Here is a 12,739-nt window from a genome sequence, read left to right as displayed (position 1 = left end):
TATGCAAAAAGACTATAAAACCTTATCTGCTCCATTTTGGATAGTTTGGGGTATAGAGTTTTGGGAAAGATTTGGTTTTTATGGGTTTCAAGCAATTATTGCTTTGTATTTTACTAAAAAACTTGGAATGAGTGAAAAAGATACTATATATCTCATGGGTTCTTTTTTTGCTTTCACATTTGGCTTTATCTGGGTTGGCGGACTTGTAGGAGATAAAATTTTTGGTGCAAAACGCACAATAATAATTGGCGCTGTAATTCTCGGTGCATCTTATCTTGGATTTATGTTTGCGGACAAAGAAAGTATTTATTATATTTTTTCAGGAATAATTGTTGGTAATGCTATCTTTAAGGCAAACCCCTCCTCGCTTATATCTAAAATGTTTAAGAAAGGTGATGGCCGTTTAAATAGTGCTATGACTCTATACTATTTGGCAATAAATATCGGCGGATTAATTTGTATGGCATTGACGCCAATAATTTCTGAAGCTTATGGATATACTGAAGCTTTCATTTTATGTGGTGTGGGCTTATGTGTGGGTCTTTTAGGTTTTTTAGTATTTTATAATAAAATGGATGACCTTGATACCGAGGCTGGCAAACATCCTATTAATAAGACTTACGCTGTGTATGCTTTATGTGGAATTATTGCCTCGTTTCTTATTATTGCAAATATATTACCAAATACTCAGTTATGTATTGAGCTAACGGCTATAGTAGTCACAATTGCGACAATATACTTCATATATATTGCTCTAAAATTAGAAAAAATTGAAAGAAATAGAATGCTTGTTGCTCTTATTTTAGTTATTGAGGCTATTATATTTTATTCACTATACTTTCAAATGCCAACGACATTAACTTTCTTTGCTGAACATAATGTTTCTTTAAGTATATTCGGATGGCATATTCCTGCAGCTCAATACCAGTTTTTAAATCCATTCTGGATTCTTATACTGTCACCTATATTAGCTATTGCATATAAAAAAACTCATTTAACTCATGCTACTAAATTCTGTATTGGTACTATTTTAATGTTTGTATCTTACTTAATATTATATTGCACAAAATTCTTTGCTACAGATTTTGTTGTTTCTGGTGGCTGGTTATTCATATCTTATGCCTGCTCATCACTTGCTGAGCTTCTTATAGGAGCTCTAGGCTTAGCTATGGTTGCAGAATTATGCCCCGCTTTCATATCTGGATTTGTGATGGGATTTTGGTTCTTATCAACAATGATAGCATCATATATAGCGTCTTTTATTGGTTCATTCATCGCATTGCCTACTAGTAACGATATAGTTACAAAACAACAAAGTTTAGAAACTTATACAACTGTATTTGGCTATATTGCTTTATCTATATTAATTATTAGTATAGTTATGATAATCATAGCTCCCACACTAAACAAATACATTAATAAAGCTTATGTTTCTAAATTAAAAACACTTACAGAAGATGAGTAATCTTTTTTTAACACCGATCTTACATCTAAATATATGCTATAAAGCTTCTTTTTTGATAAAATACTTATTAAGTAATATATAAAAAATTATACTGATGAGTAATTTCTCAAAAGAAACATGGTTGAATAATTATCCAGCAACAGCCCAAAAAGATATTGAAGAAAATAACGAAACAATATTAGACTTATATGAAAAGACTGTTATTAGATATCCTTTTAATATAGCTGTTTCCTGTCACGAAGTTGATTTTACTTTTACTCAAATAGATAATCTAGCTACACACCTAGCAAGTTACTTGCAAAATGATCTTGGTATTAAAAAAGGTGATAGAGTCGCTATAGTACTACCAAACTGTGTACAGTTTACTGTAAGTCTTTTTGCTTGCATTAAGATAGGTGCTGTTTTTGTAAATACAAACCCTCTTTATACTGCTGATGAACTTGAGTCAATTTTCAATAATTGTAATGTCAAAACTGCCATTGTTATGGATATGTTTGCTCACCATATTCAAAAAGCTCGTATAAACATCCCCTCTTTAGAAGCTGTAATTGTTACAAACATTGCCGATCTTTACCCATTCCCTAAAAAGCAAATTATTGGTTTTATATCGAAGCATATAATCAAAACAAAGCCTAAATACAATAAAAATACTTTTGTCCAATTTAGCAAAACATTGAAAGCTGATAAAAAACTTTATGTAAGACCCAACATAACAAAACAAAATATACTATGCTTACAGTACTCAAGTGGTACTACTGGTAAACCTAAAGGTGCTATTCTTACTCACGATAACTTAGCATCAAACATAAAACAAGTATGGGCTTGGATCCAAGGGGACTTAAAAATATCAAGTCAGGTTATTGTAACTGCTCTACCTCTCTACCATATATTTTCACTTAGCGCTAACTTGTTATGTTTTTATTTTGCTGGTGCAAAAAATATCTTAATCCCTAATGCTAGAGATATAAAAAACCTAATCAAAACTATGTCTAAAAATGAGTTCACTATTTTTAATGGACTAAATACTCTATATATGGCAATGCTTGAACATGAGGATTTTGATAAGATCAATAAAACTCGCTACACCTTTTCACTAAGTGGTGGAATGCCAATATCTCGTAAAGTTTACTTAAAGTGGTTAGATAAAACAGGGGTTGAGCTTAAAGAAGGTTATGGAATGACTGAGATGTCACCTGCAATAGCATTGAATAAATTTAATGAATCTGAGTCTGACTACTTTGGAACATGTGGCTACCCTATTCCGGGAACTGAGCTTAGTATCAGAAACTTAGATACACAAGAAGAAATAACCGAATGTTATAAAGAAGGTGAAATTTGGTTAAAAGGACCTCAAAGATGTCAAGGTTTCTGGAATGATGATGAAAATAATGCTTTATTTTTCAATGATGAAGGCTGGTTAAAAAGTGGCGATATTGGCTATATAGATACTAAAGGTCGATTAACCATTTCTGACAGACTTAAAAATATGATTATAGTATCAGGATTTAATGTATACCCTCGTGAAATTGAGATTTGTCTACTTAAATTAAGTAGTATAAAAGAAGTAGCTGTTACTGGTGTTGAATCAAAAACATCAGGAGAAAGAACTCTTGCTTTTGTTTCTTTAGAAAAAGGAATGCATACAACAGAGGCTGAAATTATAGCTCACTGCAAAGACAAACTAGCAAGCTATAAAGTTCCAAAAGCAATTATTTTTGTTGAAACTTTACCAAAAAATAATACTGGTAAAATTGACTTACAATCTCTTAAAAAAGAATACTTATAACAGGTGTATTAGTTATAAAATTAATAGTTATTTTTTAGCAAAATACTGCTTTGGTGTTTTCCCAAATGAACGACGAAACATAGCTATAAAATTGCTAGGTGATGCATATCCAAGTGAATCAGATATCTCAGTTACAGATATATCTTGAGCTAGCATATCTAAACCTCTTGCTAGCTGAGCTTGTTGACGCCATCGAGAAAAACTTAAACCAGTTTCTGATAAAAACACCCTTCTTAATGTCCTAGGTGACATTGCTGCTTTAGATGCCCATTCTTCTAATGTTATAGATACTGATGGGTTATCTATAATAGAGCTAGCTACTTTTATTACTCTTGGTGTCTTTGGCATAGGTAAATGCAAAACATTTTCAGGAGCTTGTCTAATTTCATTACAAATAATGTTTGCTATATGCTCTTGCTCTTCTGTTAGCCTATCTTTAATTTCCCACTGAGTAGCTCTTAAAGCAAGTGCTCTTAAAACCTCGCTCATTGGTATCACATGAGAGCTTTTAGATAAATCTTCACATAATCTAGGAGCAATAAATATCATCCAACCACTAACTAAGCCGCTAATGCGTATTTTATGCTTTGTATTCGGAGGAATCCAACCAGCTCTATTAGAGGGTAACACCCAAGAGCCATTAGGTGTAGTAACATGTACAAGCCCTGATTCTATACAAAAAATCTTACCCCTAGAATGAATATACCAATCAGACTCATTTTTACTGATTTTATTTTCACTATCTGGTGTGTTACCGCCCTTTATTGCAACAATAGATGGACCATCTACCCATTCACCAATAGATAAAATATCTTCTGTAGAAATTTTTTGACCTGTATTCACTATTTATTGTCCATATAATGCTATAATACATAGCAACAATTATGCAATAATTTCATCACGAAATAAACCTTATAAAAGATACCATTTATCTTAAGTGTTTTTTTATATATTAAATTCTTAAATTAGATACAAATACTATGCAAGTCAAAACAGCTAAACAAAATTTTTGGACTCAAAAACGCTCTATTATTGCTATAGCTATTAGTTTGCTTGCACTAGCTGAAATTGTTGACTTAACGATTGTAGCTGTTGCAATACCTCAAATTATGGGGTCAATCGGTGCTAATGTCGAAAGTATCGCAGATGTGACAACTATGTACATCGTTATGGCAGCAATATTTATACTGCTTTCTGGTTTAATTATAGAAAAGTATGGCATTAAAAGAGTAGCCTTATTTTCCGCTGTGCTTTTTGGAGTCTCATCAGTAATGTGTGGGCTTTCAACATCACTCACTGAAATGATCGTTTTTAGAGCTTTTCAAGGTATAGGTGGTGCATTTTTACCATCAGCAGCCCAAACATATATAGCTCAGAACTTTAAAGGTAAAGAATTTAATAAAATGATGATTATCTATACATTAGTAGTTGTCATGGGACCTATACTTGGCCCTGTACTTGGTGGAGCCATTTGCGAGCATTTATCTTGGGAGTGGATTTTTTATGTAAATGTTCCATTATGTGTGATTGCATTTGTAGTTATTTTCATATATATGGAGTCCGATAAAGTCAAAAAAATAAAAATTGACTATACAAGTTTTGCTTTTATGGCAATCGGAGTTGGCTGTCTTGAGTTATTTTTTGATAATGGAAATTCCAATGACTGGTTTAATTCTATCCCGATGATTTGTATACTTGCCACCTCTATAATCTCTTTAGGTTTTTTTATGTGGCGTGGTTTACTAGGTATCTCTGTAGTTAAGCTTAGTATATTTAAAAACATTAATTATGTCATCGGCTGTTTTTTGTGTTTTACATTTATATTACTCTTTACTGCAGCGCTTGCTTATTTTCCAACTATGCTCCAACAAATATATGGCTACCCTGTCGATTTAGCAGGATATATAACAGCTCCTAGAGGTTTAGCTGCTATAGTAGGAGCAGGACTTTCTCAGGGATTGCTAGTACCAAAAATTGGTGTTAGAAAGACAGTTAGCCTTGGTATAATTATGTTTTCAATTTCTTGCTTTATGCAAGCTTCTTTCTCTACAAATATTGATGAAAACTTTATCATAATGACTATGCTTGTTCAAGGTCTTGGAATAACAATGTTTTTCTTACCTATTATGCAAGCTATTGTAGTAGGCTTTAAAGATGAAGACTTAGGTGATATGTCGGGAGCTTTTAATTTCTTCAGGAGTTTTGGTAGCTCTGTAGGTACTGCATTTATAGCAACTATAATCACTAGAAATCAACAAGTACATTATCAAGATTTATCATCCAATATATCTTCATATAATCAAAGTTTTCAAAACTGGAAGCAAATACTTCCTGTACCTGACATAACGACTATTGCTGTTGCTAAACAACAAATTGCTCATCAAGCAAGCTTGTTAAGTTATTTAAACTCATTTTACATAATAGGAATACTTAGCTTATGTTTAGCAGTAGTTCCGTTTTTACTAAAAGAACCCCCTAAAGATGCCCCTGTTGTAATGGCTCATTAATATATATTGATAATAGGAAATAAAATGTCAGAAGAAAAAAAAGATCAAGCAGTAGATGAAATAGAAGTAAAAGAAGAAAAAAAACCTTCTAAATTCTCGCCAAAAAAAATATTCATCGGGTGTGGAGTCATTGCATTAACTGCTGCAGGTATATATGGTTATTATAAATACAGTAAAATATTTCCATCTACTGATAATGCATATGTAGATGCTGATATTGTAAATATTTCTGCAAAAGTTGGTGGGTATATAGATGAGGTTTTTGTAAAAAATAACCAATATGTACACAAAGGTGACAAGCTAGTTCAGATTGATCCCATTGACTATCAATTAAATGTTACAGAAGCTAATACAAATATAATAAAAGCTAAGGCTCAACTTGCTATTTCAAACGAAAAAGTTAAAAGTGCTAGAGCTGATCTTAGTAAAGCTAAAGCAAGCCTTAAAACAGCTGCAGCTATGTCAAATAGATATACTAAGTTATTTCATGAGGATGCAGGATCACTTCAAGATGCTCAAAAATATCTTAATCAAAGAATTCAAGCTGAGAAACTAAATGATCAAGCAGTATCAAATTTGAAGCAATCTATGATTCAGGTAGAAGTTGCAAAAGCTGGTCTTGATGCTGCAAATGTTAGCTATAGTAATGCAAGCTTAAATCTAGGGTATACTACTATTACAGCACCTACTGATGGTTATGTTTCAAACTTAAAAATCTACAAAGGGCAGCTTGTATCACCAGGACAATCTTTATTTGGCTTTGTAAATAATAAAGAATGGTGGATAAATGCAAACTTTAAAGAGACTGATATAGATAGAATTAAACCAGGCCAAAAGGTTAAAATATCTTTAGATATGTATGATCATAAATATGAAGGTGTAGTTAATAGTATCAGCTATGCTACAGGGTCAGTATTTTCACTACTGCCACCAGAAAATGCTACTGGTAACTGGGTCAAAGTTACGCAAAGATTTCCTGTAAAGATCACTCTGAAAGATAGTGAAAAATACCCTCTTCGTGTTGGTGCTAGTGCTGCAGTACAAGTAGATACTTTTGGTGGTTAGATTAATGAAAAAACAAATATTTGCAATTGCAGCTATTACATCCACTCTACTAATATCAAGTTGTAGTTTTTTTAACCCTGAATATCAAAAACCAAAAATTGAAACTCCTAAGTTATGGAATAGTCAGAATACCTCAACTGAGCAAACTAAAAACTGGGATTTACCAGAAATGGCATGGTGGAGGCAGTTTAATGATCCTGTACTAAACAGACTAATAACAACAGCTTTAAAAGATAATAATAAGCTACAGGTTTCTATTGGTAATATACTACAAGCTAATGCAGAGATAAATAAAGCTAACTATGGTTGGTTACCTACTGCAAGTGTTGGGGGCGGTGGTTTTGTTGCTCAAGCTTTTGATATTAATTCTAGTACTAGTATCCCTGGCTTAAGTATACCTAATTCTCAAACAGCTGGTGGCGGACTAGTTGGGATTATTCCAAGTTATACGATAAACATTGCTAGACAGTTTAAGCTTGGCGAAATTTCTAGATTATCTAAAAAAATGCAAGTAAACTTAAAAAACACAACTAGGCTTTCGATTATCAGTCAGGTTAGTGCTGCTTATTTCTCATTTATTACTTCTAAAGAACAGTTGAGACTACAAGAGATTATGGTAGCTCAACTACAAAAAATGTATCGTTATAGCAAAGCACAAGAGGCTCTAGGTGCTAGCTCCCCAGTTTTAACGGAAGCTATCAAACAGCAGTTAGAAAGCCAAGAAGGTAAAGTAGCTACGATTAAAAACAACATTATACATTTCCAAAATACACTAAAAATTCTAATGGGTAGAAATCCAGGCAAGATACTAACAGCTAGGAGCATGAATCAGATAAATTCTAATATAAAAGTACCAGTAAATCTACCATCTAAAGTATTAGAAAATCGTCCAGATGTCGCTATAGCAGAATATAAACTTATGACCGCTAATGCAAATATTGGTCTAGCTAGATCACAGTTCTTCCCAAGTATTGATCTAACTGGTACTTTTGGTAATGCTACACTAGCATTAGGAGAGCTTGCCACAATGAATGCATGGGCATGGGCTGCTGAAGCTGTAGCTGCTGTACCAATATTTAACATGAGTATATTCGCTGATAGTGATAAAGCTAAAGCACAATTCTATCAAGCATATTATGATTATATAAATACACTTCAGCAGGCATTTCAAGAAGTTGATGATAATCTTTCTGCTCGAGATGCTGATGAAAAAAATTACAAAAAGCAAGTAAACTCATTAGACTCCACAGTAATACAAAGACAAATATTTGCTAAAAAACATAGGTCTGGAGAGATTAGCGGATTAGAGTATACAGGTGTTACCTTAAATCAGATTTACCAACAAATGCAAGTAAATCAAGCAAAACTAAAATCTTTAATGAGCATAGTTAACCTATACCAAGCTTTAGGAAGTGGCTATGATGTAGATAATTATTCTGATCCGCACTTAGGTAATCCAGCTTTCGATAAATAATGGAGTAATAAATCTTTATGAAAATATCTAAACAAATAAATTATGATCAATATACCCAAAAATTAGTAACTTTTTTAAAAGAGTCTTGCAAAAACTACCCTGCTGATGGTTTTGTTATAGGTATTAGTGGCGGAGTGGATTCTGCTGTTGCTAGCTCGTTAGCTACTATGACAGGCTTACCTGTTACAGGACTGATTATGCCATCGTCAAATAATAGTTCTACAGATATGGAAGATGCTATAGAACTAATAGATCAACTTAATATTTCTTATCATGTTGTACCTATTCAAGATGCCTATGATGTCTTCATAGAAACTACGACTAACTTTACAAACTCTGACAATAATCGTCAGCATGTGATAAAAGGTAATGCTCAAGCTCGCCTTAGAATGATGTATTTATATGCTTATGCTCAGCAAAATAATCGTATGGTTATAGGTACAGACAATGCATGTGAATGGTATATGGGATATTTTACAAAACATGGTGATGGTGCTGCTGATATATTACCCCTTGTTAATCTAAAAAAATCACAAGTTTTTGAGTTAGGTAAATATTTAAACATCCCTCAAAACATACTAAACAAAGCTCCTTCTGCAGGTTTATGGCAAGGTCAAACAGATGAAGATGAAATGGGTGTTACTTATCAAGAAATAGATTCTTTTTTAGATGGCGAAGAGGTTTCAAAAAAAGCAAAAGAACGCATAGCTTTTTGGCACAATAGATCTCATCATAAAAGGAATGATACCTTAACTCCTAATTTTTAATATTTTTTGTCACAACCTTTTCAGTACCAATTTCAGTCAATATTTTCTCTTTTGCTTTCTTCATTTGAGATATATAAAAGCTTTTATTTTCATTGAATCGCTGTTGAGGAACTAATAGCGCTACACCAAAACTCCCTAAAAAAGAATTTACAGCTATAGCAACACTAGCAATTCCTTCATAAGTCATTCCTTCATCAAGTTCAATATCACTAGTTCGGATATTTTTTAATTTTTTTATAACATTTTCCTTCATAGGGTAATTTGATAAAATCTCTTCAATAGTGTCATCATCATATAAGGATAATAATGCTCTGCCTGTAGCAGTGTTATAGATTGGTTGGTTTAATGTCCCTATGCTTGGAATAACTTGTAATTCCCTGTTTGCAATAACTCTATGGATAACTATCAAATCCAGTTTGTTTGACTGAGTCATTATTACAGTTTCCTGAGTAAATTCGCTTAATTTCCTTAAGTAGTTTTGTGTTAATGAAACAATATCTGCATATGAAGATGATACTAAGTTAAATAGTCTTGTACCTAACAAAATTTTACCAGCCCCTTCACTTCGCGTGTATCCTTCAGATTCTAAAGCCGCTACTATTCTTTGTACTGTTGACCTAGGTAAACTCACACTTTGTGCAATCTCTCCTAGACTCATTCCTGTAGAATTTTTACTGATTGATTCTAATATTTTTATAGCCCTACTTATTACTTGTATTTTTTTTTCTTCACTCACTTATCTCGACCTTAAAAGTTACGATTGCTGCTAGCTTTGATTAATAATTGTACATTAAAATTTAAAAATAATCATTGTATCATCATACGATACAGTGTATCATTATATTCAGTAGGAAATTTTAACACATATTAGTATGAGTGTAATAGTAATAAATGGACTTTTAATATCACCATTGGTTCTACCAATACTTATGTCTTTGTTTTTAACAGTCATTACAAAATTTTTATTACCGCAAATTATTAATCAATATGTTATTTTCAGTAATTATTGGATAAATATGATTCTCTTTACATTTTATTTGACTCTATGTGTTTTTAGTTTAGGAGCTTTTTTTTAAGATGTTAGAAAGAAAGAAAATCATTACGAGTTTAATTATCTCTATTCTATTTCTAGCCTGCATTTATTCAATCTGGAACTACTATATGTACTCACCTTGGACTAGAGATGGTAGAGTTCGTGCAAATATTATAATGATTGCTCCAGATGTATCAGGACTAGTAAATAGTGTAGATGTGGTTGACAATCAAGTTGTTAAGAAAGGTGATTTGATTTTTAAAATAGACGATGTCAGATATAAAGCTCAATTACTAAAATCACAAGCAGAACTTGAGCATGCATACTCTTCATGGCAATTATCAAAACAACAGTATGATAGAAGAAAACTATTAGGAAAAACAGAAGCCATAAGCAAAGAAGAGCTTAATAATCATAAAATAGAAGAAAGAATTAAATTTGCAGAATTTAAAGAAGCTCAAGCTACCCTTGCTATTACAAAAACTAACTATGAAAGAACTAATGTGTACGCGCCAGTTTCAGGAACTATAAATAATATAAATCTAAGAGTTGGTAGCTATGTGTCTCAAGCAATCCCTGTTATATCAATTATTGAAGAAAACTCATTTTACATAACTGGATATTTTGAAGAAACAAAACTATCAAATATAAAAGTAGGCCTAAAAGCTAAACTTGAACTTATGAGTGGTAGAAAACCACTATATGGTAAGGTAGCAGGAATAGGCAGAGGAGTTGCTGATACAAATACTAATACTAACAATCAGCTTTTACCTGAAATTAAAGAGGTATATGATTGGGTTAGGCTACCTAAGCGTATACCAGTAGATATTCTACTAACAAAAATACCTGATGATACTACTCTTGTCTCTGGTATGAATGTAACTGTTAAGATCATATAAATGCTTAAAGATTTTATATATAAAAACCAAAATAACATTCTACAGTGTTTTAGAATATTTTTAGCAGTTAACATTGTACTATACATATCTGTTTGCTTAGACTTATATAAACCAATGTGGGCTGTCATTGGAGCTGTATTTCTCCAACTAAGACCTGAAGCTGGTTTTGTAATAGAAAAAGCTTTATGCCTTATTATTGCAACTCTAACAGGTGCTATTATCGGCTCTGCAATTGTAGTTTATTTTATACCCTACCCACTCTTAGCAATATTATCACTAATGTTTTTTTTGATCATTTGCTCAGTCATTTTAACAGGAATAAACCATTCTAACTTTATATATGGACTAGCCTTAGGAAATATAACAGCTATCTTAGTTGTTTTTTATTCAGTCAGTGATCAGAATATTACAGCAACAGGAGTTTTTAACATAGCCTCTGCACGCGTTACAGAGATAGGTTTAGGATGCATCACAGCATGTTTGATTAGTTTTCTTATAAAGCCTCAATCAGTCAAAAATATTTATAAAAAACATAGTAATCAAGTATTTTTAGCAACTATAAAGCACTTAAATACTTTAACCAATATTCATACAGCCGATGAATTCAGTATAAATACATCAACTAAAGAGATTATCGAAACTACAGTAGCCCTACATAATGATAGTAGCGCAAATATTTATGAAACTCTAAATGATAAAAATCATTATATTTTATTTTCTAACAGTGCACTAGCAATGCTTAAACTTATTAAAGATTACTCTAAATATAAAGACAAAAATATTAGTGAAGATCATTTTATTTACTATTCTGATCTTTTAAATAGCCACTTAAAAACAATATCCTTAGGTACAAATATAAAAGATAAAATAAAAGATCTAAAGATAAGCTTAAAGGATTATAGTCAACCTATAATAATTAGAAACATATATCTAGCTTTAATTAAATTCCTTATTGCGTATACAAATCTAGATGCTAATAAGAAGAATCTAAAAGGTATAAGCTTACCTAAAATAAAAAACTATCATAATCCCGCGATTATATGTACAGCAACGATTCGTACAATAAGTATTTTCATAATATGTACTTTGTTATGGATGCTTTCTAAAGGTAATGCTGGGTTACTTGTAGCATTAATTATAATGCTTGTACTATCTCAATTATTTGCAGGAATTCCTAAGTCTACGATATTAGTTAGAAATGTGTTAGTTGGTGTTTTCATAAGCGCTCCAATTGCTATAATCATAAAACTATTCTTGATGCCTCAAGTGCTTGGATTTGTTGAACTATTTTTAGTATTATTTAGTTTGAGCCTTAGTATTGGGGTTATATGTTTAACAATAACTAAGTTTCAAATGCATGGTTTTGGATACTGCCTTGGAATTATTTTTATAATACAGCCAGATAACCATATGAATTTTGACATAATCAACTCTATATCTATATGTATTGGGTTACTTATTGGCGGTTGTGTATTTTATGCAATATACAATCTACTACCGAATTCCCCAAATATCCTTACTCAAAAATTAGCTATTAAAGCTCTATACAATGATTTAAAAAAAGTTGGTAAAACAATAAATACTAAAGATCAATTTACAGCTACAGTAGCTAAAAAAGTATTATGTGTTTATAAATATGAACTTCCTAATAATGATATGTCTAAAAACTATGTTGATGAGATGCATGGTATTCTTAATAAAGCTAATAAATACTTGAAAAGATAATTTTACAAAAAAATATTT

At 31.7% G+C, this 12,739-nt stretch carries 10 protein-coding genes; 8 read left to right on the top strand and 2 right to left on the bottom strand.

Annotation, left to right across the window (positions count from 1 at the left end; genetic code table 11):
* Position 1 precedes the first annotated feature (1 nt).
* Both CDH04_RS04765 and CDH04_RS04760 read left to right on the top strand, forming a co-directional pair.
* A complete protein-coding gene (locus CDH04_RS04765; protein WP_112869938.1) occupies positions 2–1,465 on the top strand; it encodes an oligopeptide:H+ symporter in 1,464 nt (487 codons plus the stop codon).
* Between the two features lie 94 nt (positions 1,466–1,559).
* On the top strand, positions 1,560–3,251 hold the full coding sequence (locus tag CDH04_RS04760; RefSeq protein ID WP_112869937.1) for a long-chain-fatty-acid--CoA ligase: 1,692 nt from the start codon (positions 1,560–1,562) through the stop codon (positions 3,249–3,251).
* A 27-nt stretch (positions 3,252–3,278) separates the two neighbouring features.
* Here the strand turns inward: CDH04_RS04760 and CDH04_RS04755 are convergent, their stop codons facing one another.
* Positions 3,279–4,094: an AraC family transcriptional regulator gene (locus CDH04_RS04755; RefSeq protein ID WP_409254756.1), complete on the bottom strand. Its 816-nt coding sequence runs from the start codon at positions 4,092–4,094 to the stop codon at positions 3,279–3,281.
* Between the two features lie 137 nt (positions 4,095–4,231).
* On the opposite strand from CDH04_RS04755, the gene CDH04_RS04750 reads away from it, so the two are divergent.
* From CDH04_RS04750 to nadE, 4 genes are read left to right on the top strand one after another with little or no spacing between them, the layout of a single operon-like run.
* Positions 4,232–5,758, top strand: coding sequence for an MDR family MFS transporter (locus CDH04_RS04750; protein ID WP_112869935.1), 1,527 nt, complete (start codon positions 4,232–4,234; stop codon positions 5,756–5,758).
* A gap of 24 nt (positions 5,759–5,782) precedes the next feature.
* Positions 5,783–6,823, top strand: a complete 1,041-nt coding sequence (locus CDH04_RS04745) for an HlyD family secretion protein (RefSeq protein ID WP_112869934.1) — start codon at positions 5,783–5,785, stop codon at positions 6,821–6,823.
* Between the two features lie 4 nt (positions 6,824–6,827).
* Positions 6,828–8,297 (top strand): efflux transporter outer membrane subunit, encoded by a 1,470-nt coding sequence (locus CDH04_RS04740; protein ID WP_112869933.1) that lies wholly within the window; start codon positions 6,828–6,830, stop codon positions 8,295–8,297.
* Positions 8,298–8,314: 17 nt separating this feature from the next.
* Positions 8,315–9,064, top strand: a complete 750-nt coding sequence (gene nadE, locus CDH04_RS04735; protein WP_112869932.1) for an NAD(+) synthase — start codon at positions 8,315–8,317, stop codon at positions 9,062–9,064.
* Here nadE and CDH04_RS04730 read toward each other — a convergent pair.
* Positions 9,054–9,800, bottom strand: coding sequence for an IclR family transcriptional regulator (locus CDH04_RS04730; protein ID WP_112869931.1), 747 nt, complete (start codon positions 9,798–9,800; stop codon positions 9,054–9,056). The genes nadE and CDH04_RS04730 overlap by 11 nt on opposite strands.
* Before the next feature lie 341 nt (positions 9,801–10,141).
* On the opposite strand from CDH04_RS04730, the gene CDH04_RS04725 reads away from it, so the two are divergent.
* Together CDH04_RS04725 and CDH04_RS04720 are read left to right on the top strand one after the other, a co-directional pair.
* Positions 10,142–10,996 carry an efflux RND transporter periplasmic adaptor subunit gene (locus tag CDH04_RS04725; protein WP_112869930.1) on the top strand — a complete coding sequence of 285 codons (855 nt, stop codon included), beginning with the start codon at positions 10,142–10,144 and terminating at the stop codon, positions 10,994–10,996.
* A complete protein-coding gene (locus tag CDH04_RS04720; RefSeq protein ID WP_112869929.1) occupies positions 10,997–12,721 on the top strand; it encodes an FUSC family protein in 1,725 nt (574 codons plus the stop codon).
* Positions 12,722–12,739 lie beyond the last annotated feature (18 nt).

The organism is Francisella adeliensis (assembly GCF_003290445.1).
Classification (GTDB): Bacteria; Pseudomonadota; Gammaproteobacteria; order Francisellales; family Francisellaceae; genus Francisella; species Francisella adeliensis.
Note: the sequence above shows the minus strand (reverse complement) of the source record. Positions and strands in the feature narration are given on the sequence as shown.

Bases quoted from the DNA above. Each gene is read 5' to 3' on its own strand.
- CDH04_RS04765 (WP_112869938.1), top strand. From the start codon at position 2: ATGCAAAAAGACTATAAAACCTTATCTGCTCCATTTTGGATAGTTTGG.
- CDH04_RS04720 (WP_112869929.1), top strand. From the start codon at position 10,997: ATGCTTAAAGATTTTATATATAAAAACCAAAATAACATTCTACAGTGT.
- CDH04_RS04760 (WP_112869937.1), top strand. From the start codon at position 1,560: ATGAGTAATTTCTCAAAAGAAACATGGTTGAATAATTATCCAGCAACA.
- CDH04_RS04750 (WP_112869935.1), top strand. From the start codon at position 4,232: ATGCAAGTCAAAACAGCTAAACAAAATTTTTGGACTCAAAAACGCTCT.
- CDH04_RS04725 (WP_112869930.1), top strand. From the start codon at position 10,142: ATGTTAGAAAGAAAGAAAATCATTACGAGTTTAATTATCTCTATTCTA.
- CDH04_RS04740 (WP_112869933.1), top strand. From the start codon at position 6,828: ATGAAAAAACAAATATTTGCAATTGCAGCTATTACATCCACTCTACTA.
- nadE (WP_112869932.1), top strand. From the start codon at position 8,315: ATGAAAATATCTAAACAAATAAATTATGATCAATATACCCAAAAATTA.
- CDH04_RS04745 (WP_112869934.1), top strand. From the start codon at position 5,783: ATGTCAGAAGAAAAAAAAGATCAAGCAGTAGATGAAATAGAAGTAAAA.